Here is a 19,123-nt window from a genome sequence, read left to right as displayed (position 1 = left end):
CAAAGAAAAACGCCCGCAACGGCCGATGGCCATTACGGGCGTTAGCGTATCAGAGCCGCCACCGCGTCATGAAACGCGGCGCGCGCTTTCAGCTTTCCACGACGTCCAGATAATCCTCGGGCCGCGTGCGGTCATCCGAGCGCTTCAGGCCGATGGCGCGCACCAGAGCGCTCACGCCCACCGACACGATCAGATTGACGATCAGCGCCCACACCGCCGCGTAGCCCGGCACGGCGTAACCGAACATGTGCACCGTGAAGATCGAGCCCTTCAACTGCAGCGACACGGCCATCCACGTGCCGACGGCAATGCCCACCGCCCAGCCGATCAACAGACCGCGATGATCGAGCACCCGCGTATAGAGACCCAGCACGAGCGCGGGCAGCGTCTGAATGATCCAGATGCCGCCGAGCAATTGCAGCTGAATCGCGTAGGTGAGCGGCAGCGCCAGAATGAACACGACCGCGCCGACCTTCACGATCAGCGACACCAGCTTGGCGACGTTGGTTTCCTGCTCCGGCGTCATCGAGCGATTGAGGAACTCGCGATGCACGTTGCGCGTGTAGAGATTGGCCGCTGCGATCGACATGATCGCGGCCGGCACCAGCGCGCCTATGCCGATGGCCGCGAACGCCACGCCCACGAACCACGACGGGAAATAGTGCAAAAAGAGCGCCGGCACCGCGAAGTTCGCGCCGTAGGCCTTGAAGTACGACGCGTACTCCGGCATGTCCTTCACGCCCGAGGCGAGCGCCATGTAGCCGAGTAGCGCCAACAGCCCGAGCACCAGCGAATACGCGGGCAAGAGCGCCATGTTGCGGCGGATGGTGTTGCCCGAGTTCGACGAGAGGATCGCCGTCACCGAATGCGGATACAGGAAGAGTGCGAGCGCCGAGCCGACCGCGAGCGTCGCGTAGGCGCTGTAGCCGTTCAGACTCGCGGCGTCGGGCGCTTTCAGCAGCAGCTTCGCGGGCGGCACGGTACCGAAGATATGCCCGAAGCCGCCGAGTTGCGCGGGAATCACGATCATCGCGGCGATGATGGTGATGTAGATCAGCACGTCCTTGACGACGGCGATCATCGCGGGCGCGCGCAGGCCGGACGTGTACGTGTAGGCCGCGAGAATCGCGAACGCGATGATGAGCGGCAGGTCGCCCACGAAGCCCTGCGTGCTGAAACCGAGCGCGCCGATCACCACTTCGATGCCGACGAGTTGCAGCGCGATATACGGCATGGTCGCGACGATGCCCGTCAGCGCGATGGCGAGCGCGAGCATGCGGCTGTTGTAGCGCGCGTGCACGAAGTCGGCGGCGGTCACATAGCCGTGGCGCTTCGCGATGCTCCAGAGCTTCGGGAACACGACGAACGCGAACGGATAGATCAGGATGGTGTACGGCAGCGCGAAGAAGCCCGTCGCGCCCGCGCCGAACACGAGCGCCGGCACCGCGACGAAGGTGTATGCCGTATAGAGATCGCCGCCGAGCAGGAACCACGTCACGATGGTGCCGAAGCGCCGGCCGCCGAGACCCCATTCGTCGAGCTGGCCGAGGTCCGCCTTGCGCCAGTGCGCCGCGATGAAGCCGAGAATCGTCACCCCGACGAAGAACAGAACGAATACGAAAGTTGCGGTGACGTTCATCATCGCGCGCCTCCTTGGCCTTGCCCCGCGCGGCCGGACGACAGCGCCTTGGTTTTCTTGTAGACGACGGCCGTGATGACCGCGCTCACCAGCACCCAGAGAAGCTGATACCAGTAGAAGAACGGGAAGCCCCACAGCACGGGCTCGATCTTGTTGTAAAACGGCACCCACACCACGCCGATCCACGGAAGGATCAGAAGCCAGAGCCAATGCTTATTACGCGGTTGTCCAGTGCGGCCCGGATCTTGAGCCATGATGGTCTCCAGTTTGTTTTTGAGCATTCGCTTCGAGCCGTGGCCCGCGGAGCCGTCCGGCGGCCCTCGCGCAGACGACACGCCGCAGAAAGCGCCCCGAAATAACAGGAGGAGTATAGGGACCGCCAAAACACGGTCAAGCAGGGAGAATCCCGAGCATTCCCCAGATGTGAAAGGCGCTGAAACGCTTCAGCGCCCTGCGTGATTCGCTTCGAACTAGATGGAGAAAGAGCCGTTCAACGGCAGGCCCGCGCTTTCGGCCAGCCCCTTCACCCACTTGCGCGCGGGCAAGCCGAGCTCCGCTTCGATCAGCTTCGCGCGTTCGACGAGCGCGGCGAACGGCACGTCGAGCGTCGGACCGGCGAACGCAATGGCCACGCGATTGCCATCATGCACTTCGGGCAGCGCGATCACGCGATGATCGAATGCTTCGTTCAGATGGCGCATGTTGCGCACGAAGCTCGGGTGATCGCCGAAGAGATTGATCGTCACGACGCCCGCTTGCGGCGTGAGACAGGCGCGGCACGCCCGATAGAAAGACACGCTGTCGAGCACGGGACCGCGCGCGGTGGCATCGTAGATATCGATCTGCAACGCGCCGATGCTGCCGTGGTTCGCGCGGTCGTTGACGAACTCCCATGCGTCGCGCTCGGTCACGGTGAGGCGCGCGTCGTCGTAGGGCAGCTCGAACATGGCGCGCGCGGCGATCACGACCGCCGGATTCAGCTCGACCGCTTCGACCTTCGCTCGCTTCAGATACCGATGACAGAACTTCGTGAGCGCCGCCGCGCCGAGCCCCAGTTGCACGATGCGCTCGGGCGTCTCGATGAAAAGCAGCCACGCCATCATCTGCTGCGCGTATTCCAGTTCGATGTGATCGGGCTTTCTAAGGCGCATCGCGCCTTGCACCCATTCGGTGCCGAAATGCAGATAGCGCACGCCGCCCTCTTCCGAGAACGTCACGGGCGCGAAACGCGGCTTGCGCGGCGCGTCGATGCGCGGCGCGTTGGCGAGATCGTCTTCGTCGTGTCGATGCTTGTCGTTTTTCTTGCGGCTGAACGCACGCGCTTCGGCCGATGCGCGCTTGATGAGAGTCGTCATTGTGTGCTGAGAAGGTCGCGCCAGATGCGCAATTTTTGATCGAACGAGAGGATAGCATTGGCGGGACTGGACGACGGCAGCACGAGCGTGGCGTAGCCCGCCGCTGCGATCACGGGCGCGAACTTGCCCGATGTTTTGCCGTTGAAGCACACCTTGCGCAGCGTCGGAAAGCGCTCGCGGAACACGGCGAAATCGTTCGGCGATGCATTGCGGATCGCGCTGTCGAGGCTGCCTTCGCGCTCGCATGCGGCGAGCACGTCCCACAGGCCGATGCCGTGCTTCATCACGCGCGCGAGCCGTTCTTCGTAAGCGAGTTCGTGCAACGGTTCGCCGATGACCGCGCCGACCAGCCGCCAGAACTGGTTGCGCGGATGCGCGTAGTACTGCGTCACCGCGAGCGACGCGACGCCCGGAAAGCTGCCGAGAATCAGCGTATGCGTATGCGCGTCGCCGACCGGCGCAAAGCCCGCGAGCTTCATCGCGCTTCGCCGTGGACGACGCGCTTCGCATGCGAGCTCAGATGCTCGTATGCCCGCGCATGTTCCCGTTGCACCCCATGCGGCGCATCGCGCGATGCGAGCGCGCGCCAGAGCGCATCGAGGAAGCATTCGGTGACCATTAGAGGCGCGCCGTGGCGCAGGAACACGGACCGCCTCGCAACGAGCGCGTGACTCGCCTGCGCCTGCTTCGCCGCCAGCCGATACAGCGGATGCCGCGCCGTCAGCACGCGGCTCGCGAGCATCGAACGGGACACGCTGCTGTCGCTGTAAAGAAGCTCGGCGAGCGGCCGCGTGCGCAGGCGTCGCATGGACTGCCACACGCCCGTGCTGTGCGACAGCGCGACGATGCTGTGCGCCGCGACGAACGGCACGCCGTCGACCTTCAGCACGACTTCGCGCGTCCAGACCGGCGTGCGCGGCGTCCCGCCGAGCGCGCGCCATTCGTCGCGCCACGGAATATCGACGGCTTCGCGCGTGACGTCGACCGTCACCGCGCCGAGCGTGCGCAGATGGGCGGTCAGCGAACCCCCACGCGTGAGCCAGTCTTTCTGATCGTCACTGCAAACAGGATGCGGCGCGATGCGCCAGTGGGCATCGACGGGATCGTTCGGAATCGGCATGGCGGCCATTATAAAACCGGCCTCGGGTTCGGATGAATCGTATGGCAAGCGTGGCGCGGGCGGGTAAGACTATCGAATCCGCGTGCCATCGGCATCGCGAGAAACATTGAGGATATCAAAATGACGAAGAACACGAAGCAAACCTCGCCGAACGTCGCGCACCTTGCCGCCGAAACGCTGCACGATCCGAAGGCGTCCGCTATCGCGAAGAAGTTGGCTGGATCGGCGCTCGCGCAATCGCATTCTTCGAAGCAGACGAGCGCTGAAATGGAGCACAAAGCGGGCGAAGTGCTCCACAGCACGAAGTATTCGCAAGAGACGAAGACGCTCGCCGCATCCGTGCTCGCGCAATCGACCAAAGACCGCAAGAGCAAATAAAAAACGCGCTGCCGGCTTACCCGGCAGCGCGTTCTTCCATGCGCGATTCAGTGCGGCTTAATGCGCCAACAACAACGCGTTCGTCCGCTTCACGAAGCTCGCCGGATCTTCCAGCATCCCGCCTTCGGCCAGAAGCGCCTGATCGAAGAGCAGATGGCACCAGTCCGCGAAATTCGCGTTCTCGGCGTTCAGCGCTTTCACGAGCGGATGGTCCGGGTTCACCTCGAGAATCGGCTCCGCTTGCGGCGCCTTCTGCCCCGCCGCCTTCAGCATGCGCTGCAGATAGCCGCTCATGTCGCCTTCGTCCGCGACGAGACAGCTCGGCGAATCGGTCAGGCGGAACGTGAGGCGCACGTCCTTCGCCTTGCCTTGAAGCGCCTCTTTCATCTTCTCGACGAGCGGCTTCATTTCCTCGCCGACCTTCTCCTGCTGCTGCTTCTCTTCGTCGTTGAGCGCGCCGAGATCGAGGTCGCCGCGCGCCACGCTCGCGAGCGGCTTGCCGTCGAATTCATTCAGGAACGACAGCATCCATTCGTCGACGCGATCGGTCAGCAGCAACACCTCGACGCCCTTCTTGCGGAAAACTTCGAGGTGCGGGCTGTTCTTCGCGGCCTGCCAGTTGTCGGCGGTCACGTAGTAGATCTTCGTCTGCTCGGGCTTCATGCGCGCGACGTAATCGGCGAGCGACACGTTCTGCACGTCGCTGTCGTTATGCGTCGATGCAAAGCGCACGAGCTTCGCGATGCGCTCGCGATTGCTGAAATCCTCGCCGATGCCTTCCTTCAGCACCTGGCCGAACTCGCGCCAGAACGTCGCGTACTTTTCCTTGTCGGCGTCTTCGGTCGCTTCGGCCGAAGACGTCGCCAGTTCTTCGAGCATCGAAAGCACGCGCTTGGTCACGCCTTCGCGAATGGCCTTCACGTCGCGGCTTTCCTGCAGAATTTCGCGCGACACGTTGAGCGGCAGATCGGCCGAATCGACCACGCCCTTCACGAAGCGCAGATACGCGGGCAGCAGTTGCTCGGCGTCGTCCATGATGAACACGCGCTTCACGTAGAGCTTCAGTCCGCCGCGATGCTCGCGGTTCCACAGATCGAACGGCGCGTGCTTCGGCACATACAGCAGTTGCGTGTATTCGCTGCGGCCTTCGACGCGGTTGTGTGTCCACGCGAGCGGTTCGTCGTGATCGTGCGAAATGTGCTGATAGAACTGCTTGTACTGCTCGTCGGTGATCTCGCTCTTGGGGCGCGTCCAGAGGGCACTCGCCTGATTGACGGTCTCGTCCTCGTCCTTCACGACCATCTCGCTCTTCTCGGCGTCCCATTCTTCCTTCTTCATCAGAATGGGCAGCGCGACGTGATCCGAGTACTTCTGGATGATCGACTTCAGGCGATACGACGACAGCAAATCGTCCTCGTCGGCACGCAGATGCAGCGTGATGGTGGTGCCGCGTTGGGCGCGCTCGATATCCTCGACTTCGAAATCGCCCTCGCCCGCGCTCGTCCAGCGCACGCCCTGGCTCGCCGGCAGGCCGGCGCGGCGCGTTTCCACCGTGATCTTGTCCGCGACGATGAAGCCCGAATAGAAGCCCACGCCGAACTGGCCGATGAGCGCGGCGTCCTTCTGCTGATCGCCGGAGAGCTTCGAGAAGAACTCCTTGGTGCCGGACCGCGCGATGGTGCCTAGATGCGATATGGCTTCGTCGCGGCTCATGCCGATGCCGTTGTCGTCGATAGTGACGGTGCGCGCGGCTTTATCGAACGAAATGCGGATGCGCAGGTCGGGATCGTTCTCGTACAGCGCGCTGTTTTCGATAGCTTCGAAGCGCAGCTTGTCCGCCGCGTCCGATGCGTTCGAGATCAGCTCACGCAGGAAGATTTCCTTGTTGCTGTACAGCGAATGGATCATCAGGTGCAGAAGCTGCTTCACTTCCGCCTGAAAGCTCATGGTTTCTTGCGCCATGGTCGGGTCCTCTGGTTGATGTCGTCAGATGCTGTCGTGCCGCCGGGCGATGCGGCCGGCTTTCGGCGCGCCGCCCGGCGAATTCGTCCGATATGAGGGCGGCCCGCGCCATTTCAAGAGCGCGAGCGCCGCTTTCGATAAGATGCGCCTGCGCCACTTTCAAGCTCGCCGAACGACATGCTCAAGCCCGCCCGCCGCTCCCGCCCGCTCACGTCCGGCGAGATCGCGCTGGCGCGACTCGTCTTTCGCGATTCGATCGACTATGCGACGGTCCGCGTGCATGCGCGGGCGTATCTGCCCTTCGGCTTGCAGCCGCCGCATAACGCAATGGCGCCGAACGGCAGCCTCTATTTCCCGCGCGCGTGCCATCGCGACGACTTCTCGGCGTGCGGGATCGGCGATCAGATGTGGTTCATCCACGAGATGACGCACGTCTGGCAGTTCCAGCTCGGCTATTGGGTGCGCCTGCGCGGCGCGATTCGCATCGGGCTCGGCTACGGATATGTGCTCGGACCGGACAAGCGTCTCTCCGACTACAACATGGAAGCGCAAGGCAATCTGCTCGCCGACTACTTCGCGCTGAAGTTCTGCGACGCGCCCGGCGCGCTCTACGAACACCGCTACCGGCACGCGCCGGATGCGCTCGCGCTTTACGAAACCGTGCTCGCGGATTTCATCGACGCGCCGCTCTCACGACGCCATTTGCCGGGCGGCCGCTAGACCGAGCGCCGCGCAACCTTCTCCAGATGGCCCGCGATCAGCGCGGGCAGCGCCGGATCGCCGCAATTGGCGACGTTGAAGCGCATCCATGTGGTCGGCGATTGCTGCGGCGAGAAGAGGCTGCCGGGCGTCATCAGAAAGCCGGCTTCGTGACCCGCCGCCGCCAGACCATCGGAATCGACGCCCGCGTCCGCCCACAGGAACATGCCCGCCTCGGGCGTCGTGAAGAGCCGCAGGCCGGTGCTTTCCAGCATGCGCGCGGTCTTGTCGCGCACGGTATCGAGCCGCGCGCGCAGCCGCTCGACGTGCCGCCGGTAGTGGCCCTCGGTCAGCACCTTGTAGACGACGCGTTCGTTCAGCTCCGGGCTCGTCATGCCGACGAGCATCTTCTGGTCGGCGAGCGCGTTGGCCACGTCCACCGACGCCGCGACGTAGCCCACGCGCAGATTCGCGGCGAGCGTCTTCGAGAAGCTGCCGAGAAAGATCACGCGCTTCAACTGATCGAGCGATGCGAGGCGCGTGGCGGTGAAGCCCGTCGGGCAAAGGTCGCCGTAGACATCGTCCTCGACGACGATGAAGTCGTATTCCTGCGCGAGCTGAAGAATGCGGAACGCCTGCGCGGCCGTCAGCGACGTGCCGGTCGGATTGTGCAGCACCGAATTGACGATGAGCATCTTCGGCCGCCACGTCGCGACGAGCGTCTCAAGCGCGTTCAGATCGGGACCTTCTGGCGTGTACGGCATGCCGACGAGCCGCGCGCCTTGCGACGCGAAGCGGCCGAACATCTGGAACCACGCGGGATCGCCGACGATCACCGCATCGCCCGGCTTGACGTAGATGCGCGCGATCAGGTCGATGGCCTGCGTGATGCCCGATGTCAGCACGATCTGCTGCTCGGATGCGCCGATTTCCAGTTCCGCGAGGCGCGTCTGCAACTGCTGGCGCAGCGGCAGAAAGCCCTGCGGCGTGCCGAGGCCGAGCATTTGCGCGCCGGCGAGACGGCTCATGGAGCGCAGCGCGTTGGTGATCAGTTCGCCGTCGAGCCAGCGCGAAGGCAGGTAGCCCAGGCCGGGCCCCTTCTCGGGACTCGCCGTGTGCAGCATGTTGCGCAAGAGCCAGACGACGTCGATGGTGCTCTGCACCGGCTCGCGTTGCGACGCGGCAAGCGCGCCCGGCGCAGACGGTGTGACGCGATCGCGCACATAGAAGCCCGAGCCGCGCCGGGAATCCAGATAGCCGTGCGCGACGAGCCGCTCGTACGCCTCCACCACGGTGAAACGCGAGACGCCCTTGTCGATCGCCAGCTTGCGGATGGACGGCATGCGCATGCCGGGCCGGAACACGCGCTCGTCGATGCGGCGTCGGCCCCACTGCACGAGCTGGTCGACGAGCGTGAGTTGCTGGGCGTCGTGCGGGGCGGGAATCTGGTCGAGCGGAACGGACATGCGGACCTCGGCGGACGTATCGGCACAGGAGGGGCGAAAACTGTACCGAGTGGGATCAGGCCGATTGTACCGTTACTGTTCTGGTGATTGCCGCTACATTTTCCTTTCCGGCGACCGGTACGGACGCCCGACAGGCCAGAATCACCGGTTATGCTATCGGCCCCCCGATTACCGCCTCACGCCAGCCATGACCGCTCATCCGCTGAAACTCGACCATCTCGTGATCGCCGCGCGCACGCTCGAAGAAGGCGCGCGGTTCGTCGCCGCGAAGTTCGGCGTGGAAACCGCGCCGGGCGGCGCGCACGCGCAGATGCGCACGCACAACCGGCTGCTGAATCTGTGGGGCGGCGCGTATCTCGAAGTGATCGCCATCGATCCGGCGGCGCCGCCGCGCGAGGCGCCGCGCGCGCGTCTCTTCGCGCTCGACGATCCCGCCATGCAGGCGCGCCTCGCCGACGGTCCGCAGCTCGTGCACTGGGTCGCGTGCGTCGAGCGTCCGAAGTCGCTCGCGCGTTGGCGCGAGCAGTATCCGCAACGCATTGCGCCGGTCGTCGCGATGTCGCGCGGCGGCAATACGTGGGGCCTCACCGTTCCCGACGACGGCGCGTTCCCCGCGTGGCAAGGCGCCGGCGACGGCGTGCTGCCCTCGCTGATTCAGTGGGACACGCCGCGCCATCCGAGCGGCGCGCTGCCGGAGACCGGCATCCTGCTGCGCTCGCTGACGGGCTATCACCCGAACGCGGAGGCAGTCGCGGAGCAGCTTGCGTGGCTCGACGCGGCGCATCTGATGCGCGTCGAAGCGACGGCGGGCGCGCCCGCGCTCGTCGCGGAATTCGAGTTGCCGGACGGCTCCGTCGTGACGCTTGGCGAAACCGCCGAATCGTCGGATGCGGCCCGGCGCGCGCAGGAAGAAGCGCAGCAGGCGTCGAACAAACGCCGCCGCGCGAAGGCCCGCAAGGCGGACGAAGACGCGCCGCAGCCGGAACTCCCGCTTTCACCCGAAATACCTGAATGAAGCATAAGAAAGGAGACGCCCCACGATGAGAACCCGCGAAACCGAAGGCATGCTGCTCGGCCTGATCGGCGTCGTCATCTTCAGCCTGACGCTGCCGATGACGCGCATCGTGGTGCAGGAAGTGCATCCGCTTCTGAACGGCCTCGGGCGCGCGCTCGTCGCGGCGATTCCGGCGGCGCTGCTGCTCGCCTGGCGGCGCGAGAAACGCCCGACCTGGCCGCAGGTGAAGAGCCTCGCGGTCGTATCGCTGGGCGTGATCATCGCGTTCCCGGTGTTTTCCGCCTGGGCGATGAAAACCGTGCCCGCGTCGCACGGCGCGGTGGTCAACGGCTTGCAGCCGCTGTGCGTCGCCATCTACGCGGCGTGGTTGTCGCACGAACGGCCGTCGAAGGCGTTCTGGGCGAGCGCCGTGGCGGGCAGCGCGATCGTCGTTGCGTTCGCGTTGCAGGCGGGCGGCGGCGGCCTGCAGGCGGGCGACCTTCTGATGCTCGTCGCGGTCGGCATCGGCGCGCTCGGTTACGCGGAAGGCGCGCGGCTCGCGCGTCAGATGGGCGGCTGGCAGGTCATCTGCTGGGCGCTCGTGCTGTCCGCGCCGTTCCTGCTGCTACCGGTGGGCTGGCTCGCGTGGGCGCATCACGCCGCGCACCCGGAGCCGCTCGCGTTGCGCACGTGGCTCGCGTTCGGCTACGTCACGCTCTTTTCGCAGTTCATCGGCTTCTTCGCCTGGTACGCCGGACTCGCGATGGGCGGCATCGCGCGCGTCGGACAGGTGCAACTGCTGCAGATCTTCTTCACGATGGCGTTCTCCGCGCTCTTCTTCGGCGAGCACGTGAGCGCATCGACGTGGCTCTATGCGGCCGCGGTGATCGTCACCGTGGTGATCGGCCGCAAGACCGCGGTGCGCGCCGCGCCGGCTGCAGTTAGCAGCGTCAGTAAGAGCCCGGCGCCCGTGGCCGCGCATCCCGGCCACGCAAAATAACCCACGCGGGCGATAATCGCAGTTTGCGCGTCTTCCTTGCTCACGCGAACGCAACAACCGAAACCAGAGACAACCGAGACACTTCATGAATCAAGCCGACCTCCGCGCCACGCCGTGGCAACTCTCCGAACGCGCCCGCAAGCTCACCAGTTCGGCGATTCGCGAAATTCTGAAGGTGACGGAGCGGCCCGAAGTCATTTCCTTCGCGGGCGGACTGCCCTCGCCGGCCACGTTTCCGGTCGAGCAAATGCGCGAAGCGTCGGAGCGCATCCTGCGCGATCAGCCGTCGGCGGCGTTGCAGTACAGCGCGACCGAAGGCTTCATGCCGCTGCGCGAATGGGTGGCCGCGCGCTATTCGGTGAACGGCGTGACCATCCGCCCGACGCAGGTGCTCATCACGACCGGCTCGCAGCAGGCGCTCGACCTGCTCGGCAAGGTGCTGATCGATCCGGGCAGCCGCGTCCTCGTCGAAACGCCGACGTATCTCGGCGCGCTGCAATCGTTCTCGCTCTTCGAGCCGAACTACGTGCAGGTGCCGACGGACGAATCGGGCCTGATCCCCGAAGGTCTCGATGCCGCGCTCGTCGCAAATGCGCGGCTCTTGTACGCACAGCCGAACTTCCAGAACCCGACCGGCCGCCGCCTGCCGCTCGCACGCCGCCACGCGCTCGCCGCGTTCGCGCAGAAGGCGGCGTTTCCCGTGATCGAAGACGATCCGTACGGCGCGCTCGACTACGCCGGCGCGCCGCTGCCGACGCTGCTCTCGATGGCGCCGGACCACATCGTGCATCTCGGCTCGTTCTCGAAGGTGCTCGCGCCGGGCCTGCGCGTGGGCTACATCATCGCGCCCGAGGAACTGCACTTCAAGCTCGTGCAGTCGAAGCAGGCCACCGACCTGCACACGCCGAGCCTCACGCAGCGCATCGTGTACGAAGTCGTCAAGGACGGCTTTCTGGATACGCACGTGCCGACCATCCGCGCGCTGTATCGCGACCAGTGCGCCGCCATGCTCGCCGCGCTGGAACGCCACATGCCGGCGGGAGTCGAATGGAACCGGCCGGAAGGCGGCATGTTCGTGTGGGTGAAGCTGCCGAAGCACATCGATTCGATGAAGCTGCTGGAGCAGTCCATCGCGCAGAACGTGGCCTTCGTGCCGGGCGGTCCGTTCTTCGCGAATCAGGCCGAACACAATACGATGCGCCTCTCGTTCGTCACGGTCCCGCCCGCGACGATCGACGAAGGCGTCGCGAAGCTGGGCGCGCTGATTCGCGCGAGCATCTGACGGGATTCACGGGCGCACGGGCGCCCTTCACTCTTGAACAGGAGCAACGATGGCATCCAACGTGTACGACAAGCTGAAGGAACTCGGCATCGACCTGCCCAGCGCGGGCGCGCCGGCCGCCGCTTACGTGATGAGCGCGCAAAGCGGCAACACCGTCTATCTGTCGGGCCATATCGCGAAGAAGGACGGCAAGCCGTACGTCGGCAAGCTCGGCGACACGCTCACGACCGAAGAAGGCAAGGCCGCCGCGCGCAATGTCGCCATCGACCTGATCGCGACGCTGCACGCGCACACGGGCGATCTGTCCCGCGTGAAGCGCATCGTCAAGGTGATGAGCCTCGTGAACTCGACCTTCGATTTCACCGAGCAGCACATCGTGACGAACGGCGCGTCGGAACTGATCGCGGACGTGTTCGGCGAGGCCGGCAAGCACGCGCGCTCGGCGTTCGGCGTCGCGCAGATTCCGCTCGGCGCGTGCGTCGAGATCGAGCTGATCGCCGAAGTCGGCTGATCGCGACGGTTCTTGCGCAGCCCCGCAAACCCGGCCGCGTGAGCGCGCCGGGTTTTTTTATCACCCTTCCAATTTCAAACCATGTCCGCCCGCACCGTCCGCTTCAGTCAGGTCGATGTCTTCACGTCCGTCGCGTTCAAAGGCAACCCGCTCGCGGTGGTCTTCGACGCCGACGATCTTTCCACCGAGCGCATGCAGGCCATCGCGCGCTGGACTAATCTCTCGGAAACCGCGTTCCTCCTGCGGCCGACCGATCCGCGCGCCGATTATCGCGTGCGCATCTTCACGACGGCGACCGAGCTTCCGTTTGCCGGCCATCCGACGCTCGGCACCGCGCACGCGCTGCGTTCGAGCGGCTACGTGCCGAAAGAACCGGGAGCGCTCGTGCAGGAATGCGGCGTCGGGCTGGTGACGCTGCGCGAGCGCGATGACGGATGCTGGGCGTTCGCCGCGCCGCCCGCGCGCATCGTCGAGCTGAATGATTCGCAGCGAGAGCGTCTCGCCGCCGCGCTCGCGCCCGTCGAGATCGACTTCAGCGCGCCGCCGTGCGCCGTCGACAACGGCGCGCCGTGGCTCATCGTGCGTCTGCGCGACGCGCAACAATCCCTCGCGATGTCGCTTCGCGGCGAAGCACGGCAGGCGCTGACGGCGCTCGTCGGCGAAGTCGGCACGCACGGGCTCGTGGTTTATGGCCCGCATGAGAACGGCGTGCCGGCGACCTTCGAGTTGCGCGCGCTCTTGCTCGGCGCGGAGAACGTCGAAGATCCGGTGACGGGCAGCGCCAACGCCGCGCTCGCCATGTTGCTGACGCGTCAAGGCAGGCGGCCGGGCGATGCCTATACGGTGCGCCAGGGCACGGCGCTCGATCGTGACGGCCGCGTGACCGTCATCTACGACGACCGCGCGGACGGCTCTCAGGTGTGGATCGGTGGCGACTGCGTGACAGTCATCGAAGGGACAATCCGCTTGTGAAACAATGACCTGCGCGCGGCTAGCCGTAAACCCCGAGCGGCCATGCTTTTGCTTTCTTAATCGCTGCGGCTTCAGTACTATCCGAACATTCGCGGGCCGGAACAGAGGCGCGGAATCCGGTCCTGCGCTGCGCCACGTCATGCGGCGAGGCCGCAAACGCAAACGAGAATGCAAGCGCCGACGCCTGCTTCGTCATCACGCAAACGGTTAAACGGTTGCCTTCAGGCGGCCAAAGCGCGTCTAGCGGTATATTGAACGGCTTTGGCCGAACGTCTCGAGACATGCATCGCCACTATCACCACGCGCGCTTCGTCGCATGGCGCGCGCTTCGCGGCAGGGCCGCGCCGGACACTCCATGAAGCGTACGCGCTCCCACGCGGCGAGCGATTCGCGCGTCAACGCTCCGTCGGCACGGCGGCGTCGCGCGCTGCTGGCGATTCCGGTGCTCGGCAGCCTGCTGCTGGTGCTGCTGTGGGCGGTCATCTTCGCGCGGCTTTCGGTGGAACGCGACGCCACCACGCACGAATCGACGGCTTCCGCCGCGATTCTTTCGTCCGCGCTCGAACAGCACACGATCAAGGCGATTCATCAGGTCGATCAGATCACGCGCTTCGTCAAATATGAATACGAGAAAGCACCCGACCACTTCAATCTGATCGCCACGGTCGAAAAAGGCGTCGTGCAGAGCGACACGCTCGTGCAGGTTTCGCTGATCGACGAGGACGGCATTCTGGTCGCCAATACGTCCGACTCGCATCCGAAGCCGATCGACCTGTCCGACCGCGAGCACTTCAAGGTGCATCTGCACGCGAACGACGACTTGCTCTACATCAGCCGCCCGGTGCGCGGGCGCGTCTCGAACCTTTGGACGCTCCAGATCACGCGACGGCTCAATCATCCCGACGGCTCGTTCGCGGGCGTGGTCGTGGTTTCGGAAGACCCGACGTACTTCACGAGCGACTTCTATAACGTCGCGTCCATCGGGCGCGAAGGCGTGATCGCCGTGGTGTCGGACAACGGCTCGGTGCTCGCGCGCAGCACGAGCGTCGCGCTCGGAGAGAATCCGGCCGGCAATGCGGCGTCAACAGGCGGCGCGCGCAAAACGGGTGGCGCGTCAGGCTCCGCGCGCGCCGCGTTCAGCGCGAGCGGCGTCTATCCGACTTCCGAACACGCATCGGGCACTTATGTCGATCCGATCGACCATGTGAAGCGCATCGTCTCTTATCGGCATATCGACGGCTATCCGCTCGGCGTGCTCGTCGGTCTTTCGGAGCGGGAGGAGTTCGCCGACTACAACCACACGCGCAATGTCTATCTGCTGATGGCGAGCTTCATCTCCTTCGCGATGCTCGGCTTCTTCGCCGTCGCGACAGGCTTGATCGGCAAGCTGCTCGGACGCGAGCGCGAGATGACGCATCTCGTCGAATACGACTTGCTCACCGGACTGCGCAACCGTTATTCGACGCTGCGCGCGTTGCGGGCCGATGTCGCGCAGACGGACAACATCGGGCGGCTCGCGCTGCTCTTCATCGATCTCGACAACTTCAAGACGGTCAACGACACGCTCGGCCACAACGCGGGCGATATCGTGCTGCAAATGACCGCGTCGCGGCTCGCGGAAACGGTGGGCCACGGCGGGACGCTCGCGCGCATCGGCGGCGACGAGTTCGTCGTGATCGTCAAGGGCGATGAAGTCGAAAAGCGCGCGGTCGGACTCGCCAACGACATCGTGACCATGTTCGCGACGCCCTTCGACGTGCGCGGCAGCGCGTTCGTGCTGCACGCGAGCATCGGCATTGCGCTCTATTCGGTGTCGAACGAAAGCGAGATCGACTTGCTGAAGAAGGCCGACCTCGCGATGTACAGCGCGAAGGACGCGGGCAAGAACTGCTATCAGTTCTACTCGCCGCAACTCTCGCATCGCGCGGACCATCTGATGAAGTGGGAGCAGCAGCTGCGCGTGGCGCTCGCCGAGCGCCAATTGTTCCTCGTCTATCAGCCGAAGATCGATCTGGCCCGCCGCTGCATTACCGGATTCGAGGCGCTCGTGCGATGGAACCATCCGCAGCACGGGCTCATTCCGGCGAACGAGTTCATTCCGGTGGCGGAATCGACCGGGCTGATCGTCGCGGTCGGCGATTTCGTGATTCACACGGCCTGCGCGCAACTCGCGCAGTGGCAGAGGGCCGGCTACACGGGCCTGTCGCTCGCCGTCAACATCTCCGCCGTGCAATTCTGGCGCGGCGACTTGCTCGAAACCGTCGCCCGCGCGATTGAAGCGTCCGGCATTCCGCCGGCCAAGCTCGAACTCGAAATCACCGAGACCGTGATGGTCGAGTATCCGGAACTGGTGCAGGAAAAAATCGTTGCGCTCAAGCGTCTGGGCGTGCGCATCGCGCTCGACGACTTCGGCACCGGCTATTCGTCGCTGTCGTACCTGAACCGCTTTTCGGTCGATACGCTCAAGGTGGACCGCTCGTTCATTCAGGCGATTCCGGAGGACCGCAGCGTCTGCGTGATGGTGTCCGCGATCATCAATCTCGCGCGCTCGCTCGGGCTGACCGTGGTGGTGGAAGGCACCGAGCGCGAGGAACAGATCACCTGGCTCGCGGCGCTCGGTCCGGTGGAAGCGCAAGGCTTCCTGTTCTCGCGGCCCGTTCCCGCCGACGGCGTGCAGGCGCTTCTGGACCGCTTCGGCGTATGCGGCTGGGCGCTCGCCAGCGGCGCGCTCGGGCTCGGCACGCTCGGCCAGGAGCCGTCGAACACCGCGTTGAGCGACGAGCGCGGCAGTTGATCGGTTGATCCGGTTGCTGCGGTTAGATGCCGCGCGACAGCACGGCGGTTCCGATCGTCACGACGCCGAGCACGAGATTGACGACGACGAGCCTCCGAACGGTGCCGACCGCCCGCGCGCCGTCGGGCCAGTTCTGCGCCTGCACCGCGCGGCGGATGCGCGGAAACACGGCAAAGCGGATATGCCCGAAGATCAGCATCATCACGATGCCTAAGCCGGCCATCGCGTGAAGCGGCCATGCGGCATGCGCGCCGCCGTATTGCGCGAGCAGAAAGCCGCCCGTGATCAGGATCACGAGCACGGCGCCCGCGACCCAGTTGAAGAAGCGCGCGAATACGGCTTCCCAGAGCGGCAGGCGTAACTGCGGCGCGAAGTCGCCCAGCGCGGGGCGCAGGCAGAAGTGCGCGAAGACCATGCCGCCTATCCATACGGCCACGCCGAGCAAGTGAAGAAAGAGCGCGGCTTCGATGGCATGAGTCATGGGTGTCGAGGGCAGAAGGTAAGTGAAGTTTGGCCGTTCGACTCAGGCGCGGCGCGTCAGTTCCTAAACGTCGGGCGCGAAGCCAAAAGAAAACGCCTCGCTGCGAGGTTCGCAGCGAGGCGCTTATCTATGCTTTGACGCAGAGTCAGCCTTCGAACACCGGCCGCATTTCGCTGACTTTCAGCGACGTATCCGGCGTGCGGCCCTTTCTCGCCCGCTTGCCGAGATGCTGTTGCAGTTGCGCGCCCGAGAGCTTCTCGTCGCGGATCTTGCCGCCGCGCCCCGCGCCGATCAGCACGACGCCGCGCGCGTCGATGGCGAGCGCCTGACGCAGCGTTTCGTTGGGATCGAGCGTCATCAGCGTGACGCCGCGTCCGCCGCCCGAGAGCGTCTTCATCTCGTCCATGCCGAAGACGAGCAGTCGGCCCGCATTCGACAGGCACGCGACGTACAGCGCGCCCGGCAGCACCGGCATCGGCGCGAGCGGCAACGCGCCTTCGTCGATGGTCATGAACGACTTGCCCGCCTTGTTGCGGCTCACCATGTCGCCGAGCTTCGCGATAAAGCCGAAGCCATTGCTCGACGCCAGCAGCAACGGCTGCTCCGCCGACGCCGCGAAGTAATGCAGCAGATGCGTGCCCGATTCGAGTTCGATCAGCGACGTGACCGGCACGCCGTCGCCGCGACCGCCCGGCAGCGCGGCCACCGGCACCGAGTACACGCGGCCGTTGCTGCCCCACGCGATGAGCGTGTCCGGCGTGCGCGCCTGAAACACGGCGTACAGCGAATCGCCGGCCTTGAACGTGAAGCCGGCCGGATCGAGCCCGTGGCCCTTCAGCGCCCGCACCCAGCCCTTTTGCGAGACGACGACCGTCACCGGCTCGTCGACGACGCGCACTTCGAACGTCGCGCGCTTTTCCTGCTGGATCAGCGTGCGGCGGTCGTCGCCATACTGCTTGGCGTCCGCTTCGATTTCCTTGATGAGCAGGCGCTTCATCGCGGCGTCGCTGTTCAGCAGTTCTTCGAGCTTCTTCTTCTCGTCGCGCAAGTCGGAGAGCTCCTGCTCGATCTTGATCGCTTCGAGCCGCGCGAGTTGCCGCAAACGGATTTCGAGAATGTCCTCGGCCTGACGATCGGAGAGGTTGAAGCGCGCGATCAGCGCCTGCTTCGGCTCCTCGGCCTCGCGGATGATGCGAATGACTTCGTCGATATTCAGGAAGACGATCATCCGCCCTTCGAGAATATGGATGCGGTCGTTCACCTTGCCGAGGCGATGCTGCGTCCTGCGCGTGACGGTGACGAACCGGAAGCCGACCCACTCGTGCAGGATTTCGACGATGCCCTTCTGCCTCGGCCGGCCGTCCGCGCCGATCATCACGAGGTTGATCGCGGCGTTCGATTCGAGGCTCGTATGCGCGAGCAGCGTATTGACGAACTCCGTCTGGTCGATGCGGCTCGACTTCGGCTCGAACACGAGGCGCACGGGCGCGTCCTTGCCGGACTCGTCGCGCACGGTGTCGAGCAGCGCCAGCAGCGTCTGCTTGGTCTGCAACTGATCAGGCGTCAGCGTCTTCTTGCCGAGCTTGATCTTCGGGTTGGTCAGTTCCTCGATTTCTTCGAGCACCTTCTGACCGGACGTGTTCGGCGGCAGTTCGTTGATGACGAGCTGCCACTGGCCGCGCGCGAGGTCTTCGATCTTCCAGCGCGCGCGCACTTTCAGGCTGCCGCGCCCGGTTTCGTAGGCCGCCGAGATTTCCGCCTGCGACGAGATGATCTGCCCGCCGCCGGGGAAGTCCGGGCCGTTGAGCTTCTCCATCACGCCTGCGTGCCCGATCTTCGGATCGCGAATCATCGCGACGGCGGCTTGCGCGACTTCGCGCAGATTGTGCGACGGCACTTCCGTCGCGAGACCGACCGCGATGCCCGATGCGCCGTTGAGCAGCAGGAACGGCAGGCGCGCGGGCAAGAGCTTCGGCTCCTCGAACGAGCCGTCGTAGTTCGGCATGAAGTCGACCGTGCCCTGGTCGATCTCATCGAGCAGCAGGCGCGCGATGGGCGTGAGGCGCGCTTCGGTGTATCGCATGGCCGCCGCGCCGTCGCCGTCGCGCGAGCCGAAGTTGCCCTGACCGTCGATGAGCGGATAGCGCATCGAGAAGTCCTGCGCAAGACGCACGAGCGCGTCGTACGCGGACTGATCGCCGTGCGGGTGATACTTGCCGAGCACGTCGCCCACGACGCGCGCCGACTTCACCGGCTTCGCGGTGCTCGCAAGGCCCATCTCGTTCATCGCGTAGAGAATGCGGCGCTGCACGGGCTTTTGCCCGTCCGATACGTCGGGCAGCGCGCGGCCCTTGACCACGCTCACCGCGTAGTCGAGATACGCGCGTTCGGCGTAATCGCCGAGCGTCAGGTGTTCTCCGTCGGGCGCCGCTTGCTGTTCGGCGAAAAGATCGTCAGTGATTCCCATCGA

16 protein-coding genes and 1 pseudogene are annotated in these 19,123 nt (G+C 65.2%); 8 read left to right on the top strand and 9 right to left on the bottom strand.

What is annotated here, in order from left to right:
- Positions 1-88: 88 nt before the first annotated feature.
- From mctP to JYK05_RS04015, 5 genes are all read right to left on the bottom strand, one after another.
- Positions 89-1,639 carry a monocarboxylate uptake permease MctP gene (gene mctP, locus JYK05_RS04035; protein WP_175940625.1) on the bottom strand — a complete coding sequence of 517 codons (1,551 nt, stop codon included), beginning with the start codon at positions 1,637-1,639 and terminating at the stop codon, positions 89-91.
- Positions 1,639-1,893: a DUF3311 domain-containing protein gene (locus tag JYK05_RS04030; protein WP_175939874.1), complete on the bottom strand. Its 255-nt coding sequence runs from the start codon at positions 1,891-1,893 to the stop codon at positions 1,639-1,641. The genes mctP and JYK05_RS04030 overlap by 1 nt, the downstream gene beginning before the upstream one ends.
- Positions 1,894-2,109: 216 nt before the next feature.
- A complete protein-coding gene (locus JYK05_RS04025) occupies positions 2,110-2,994 on the bottom strand; it encodes a spermidine synthase (RefSeq protein WP_206467847.1) in 885 nt (294 codons plus the stop codon).
- Entirely contained in the window at positions 2,991-3,473 is a 483-nt protein-coding gene (locus JYK05_RS04020; protein WP_206467846.1) for a DNA-deoxyinosine glycosylase, read from the bottom strand. The genes JYK05_RS04025 and JYK05_RS04020 overlap by 4 nt, the downstream gene beginning before the upstream one ends.
- Positions 3,470-4,114, bottom strand: coding sequence for a chorismate lyase (locus JYK05_RS04015; RefSeq protein WP_206467845.1), 645 nt, complete (start codon positions 4,112-4,114; stop codon positions 3,470-3,472). Before JYK05_RS04015 ends, JYK05_RS04020 begins: the two co-directional genes overlap by 4 nt.
- 120 nt (positions 4,115-4,234) lie before the next feature.
- Here JYK05_RS04015 and JYK05_RS04010 point away from each other — a divergent pair, with 120 nt between their 5' ends.
- Positions 4,235-4,492 carry a hypothetical protein gene (locus JYK05_RS04010; RefSeq protein ID WP_175939870.1) on the top strand — a complete coding sequence of 86 codons (258 nt, stop codon included), beginning with the start codon at positions 4,235-4,237 and terminating at the stop codon, positions 4,490-4,492.
- Positions 4,493-4,549: 57 nt separating this feature from the next.
- On the opposite strand, the gene htpG is transcribed toward JYK05_RS04010, so the two are convergent.
- Positions 4,550-6,454 (bottom strand): molecular chaperone HtpG, encoded by a 1,905-nt coding sequence (gene htpG, locus JYK05_RS04005; protein WP_206467844.1) that lies wholly within the window; start codon positions 6,452-6,454, stop codon positions 4,550-4,552.
- 177 nt (positions 6,455-6,631) lie between these two features.
- Here htpG and JYK05_RS04000 point away from each other — a divergent pair, with 177 nt between their 5' ends.
- On the top strand, positions 6,632-7,174 hold the full coding sequence (locus JYK05_RS04000) for a Rhs element Vgr protein (RefSeq protein WP_206467843.1): 543 nt from the start codon (positions 6,632-6,634) through the stop codon (positions 7,172-7,174).
- On the opposite strand, the gene JYK05_RS03995 is transcribed toward JYK05_RS04000, so the two are convergent.
- Complete coding sequence (locus JYK05_RS03995) at positions 7,171-8,619, bottom strand: PLP-dependent aminotransferase family protein (RefSeq protein WP_206467842.1); 1,449 nt, start codon at positions 8,617-8,619, stop codon at positions 7,171-7,173. The genes JYK05_RS04000 and JYK05_RS03995 overlap by 4 nt on opposite strands.
- Positions 8,620-8,806: 187 nt before the next feature.
- Between JYK05_RS03995 and JYK05_RS03990 the strand changes: the two are divergent.
- The 6 genes and pseudogenes from JYK05_RS03990 to JYK05_RS03965 all read left to right on the top strand — a co-directional run.
- Positions 8,807-9,469: pseudogene (locus JYK05_RS03990) on the top strand (VOC family protein); the annotation flags it as partial.
- Positions 9,470-9,659: 190 nt separating this feature from the next.
- Positions 9,660-10,613 (top strand): DMT family transporter, encoded by a 954-nt coding sequence (locus JYK05_RS03985; RefSeq protein ID WP_206467840.1) that lies wholly within the window; start codon positions 9,660-9,662, stop codon positions 10,611-10,613.
- 85 nt (positions 10,614-10,698) lie between these two features.
- Positions 10,699-11,895, top strand: coding sequence for a PLP-dependent aminotransferase family protein (locus JYK05_RS03980; protein ID WP_206467839.1), 1,197 nt, complete (start codon positions 10,699-10,701; stop codon positions 11,893-11,895).
- A 49-nt stretch (positions 11,896-11,944) separates the two neighbouring features.
- On the top strand, positions 11,945-12,406 hold the full coding sequence (locus JYK05_RS03975; protein ID WP_206467838.1) for a RidA family protein: 462 nt from the start codon (positions 11,945-11,947) through the stop codon (positions 12,404-12,406).
- 81 nt (positions 12,407-12,487) lie between these two features.
- A complete protein-coding gene (locus tag JYK05_RS03970; protein ID WP_206467837.1) occupies positions 12,488-13,378 on the top strand; it encodes a PhzF family phenazine biosynthesis protein in 891 nt (296 codons plus the stop codon).
- A gap of 355 nt (positions 13,379-13,733) precedes the next feature.
- The gene (locus JYK05_RS03965) at positions 13,734-16,172 is read left to right on the top strand and encodes an EAL domain-containing protein (RefSeq protein ID WP_206467836.1); all 2,439 of its coding nucleotides are present in this window, start codon (positions 13,734-13,736) and stop codon (positions 16,170-16,172) included.
- Positions 16,173-16,194: 22 nt separating this feature from the next.
- Here JYK05_RS03965 and JYK05_RS03960 read toward each other — a convergent pair whose 3' ends face one another.
- Both JYK05_RS03960 and parC read right to left on the bottom strand, forming a co-directional pair.
- Positions 16,195-16,653: a CopD family protein gene (locus tag JYK05_RS03960; RefSeq protein WP_206467835.1), complete on the bottom strand. Its 459-nt coding sequence runs from the start codon at positions 16,651-16,653 to the stop codon at positions 16,195-16,197.
- Between the two features lie 145 nt (positions 16,654-16,798).
- Positions 16,799-19,120, bottom strand: a complete 2,322-nt coding sequence (gene parC, locus JYK05_RS03955) for a DNA topoisomerase IV subunit A (RefSeq protein WP_206467834.1) — start codon at positions 19,118-19,120, stop codon at positions 16,799-16,801.
- Positions 19,121-19,123 lie beyond the last annotated feature (3 nt).

The sequence above is a fragment of the Caballeronia sp. M1242 genome (assembly GCF_017220215.1).
GTDB lineage: Bacteria > Pseudomonadota > Gammaproteobacteria > Burkholderiales > Burkholderiaceae > Caballeronia.
Note: the sequence above shows the minus strand (reverse complement) of the source record. Positions and strands in the feature narration are given on the sequence as shown.

What these genes read in the sequence shown, in the direction of transcription:
- htpG (WP_206467844.1), bottom strand. Translation starts at nt 6,454, where the DNA reads ATGGCGCAAGAAACCATGAGCTTTCAGGCGGAAGTGAAGCAGCTTCTG.
- parC (WP_206467834.1), bottom strand. Translation starts at nt 19,120, where the DNA reads ATGGGAATCACTGACGATCTTTTCGCCGAACAGCAAGCGGCGCCCGAC.
- mctP (WP_175940625.1), bottom strand. Translation starts at nt 1,639, where the DNA reads ATGAACGTCACCGCAACTTTCGTATTCGTTCTGTTCTTCGTCGGGGTG.
- JYK05_RS04030 (WP_175939874.1), bottom strand. Translation starts at nt 1,893, where the DNA reads ATGGCTCAAGATCCGGGCCGCACTGGACAACCGCGTAATAAGCATTGG.
- JYK05_RS03975 (WP_206467838.1), top strand. Translation starts at nt 11,945, where the DNA reads ATGGCATCCAACGTGTACGACAAGCTGAAGGAACTCGGCATCGACCTG.
- JYK05_RS03980 (WP_206467839.1), top strand. Translation starts at nt 10,699, where the DNA reads ATGAATCAAGCCGACCTCCGCGCCACGCCGTGGCAACTCTCCGAACGC.
- JYK05_RS04000 (WP_206467843.1), top strand. Translation starts at nt 6,632, where the DNA reads ATGCTCAAGCCCGCCCGCCGCTCCCGCCCGCTCACGTCCGGCGAGATC.
- JYK05_RS04010 (WP_175939870.1), top strand. Translation starts at nt 4,235, where the DNA reads ATGACGAAGAACACGAAGCAAACCTCGCCGAACGTCGCGCACCTTGCC.
- JYK05_RS03995 (WP_206467842.1), bottom strand. Translation starts at nt 8,619, where the DNA reads ATGTCCGTTCCGCTCGACCAGATTCCCGCCCCGCACGACGCCCAGCAA.
- JYK05_RS03970 (WP_206467837.1), top strand. Translation starts at nt 12,488, where the DNA reads ATGTCCGCCCGCACCGTCCGCTTCAGTCAGGTCGATGTCTTCACGTCC.
- JYK05_RS03960 (WP_206467835.1), bottom strand. Translation starts at nt 16,653, where the DNA reads ATGACTCATGCCATCGAAGCCGCGCTCTTTCTTCACTTGCTCGGCGTG.
- JYK05_RS03985 (WP_206467840.1), top strand. Translation starts at nt 9,660, where the DNA reads ATGAGAACCCGCGAAACCGAAGGCATGCTGCTCGGCCTGATCGGCGTC.
- JYK05_RS04025 (WP_206467847.1), bottom strand. Translation starts at nt 2,994, where the DNA reads ATGACGACTCTCATCAAGCGCGCATCGGCCGAAGCGCGTGCGTTCAGC.
- JYK05_RS04020 (WP_206467846.1), bottom strand. Translation starts at nt 3,473, where the DNA reads ATGAAGCTCGCGGGCTTTGCGCCGGTCGGCGACGCGCATACGCATACG.
- JYK05_RS03965 (WP_206467836.1), top strand. Translation starts at nt 13,734, where the DNA reads ATGAAGCGTACGCGCTCCCACGCGGCGAGCGATTCGCGCGTCAACGCT.
- JYK05_RS04015 (WP_206467845.1), bottom strand. Translation starts at nt 4,114, where the DNA reads ATGCCGATTCCGAACGATCCCGTCGATGCCCACTGGCGCATCGCGCCG.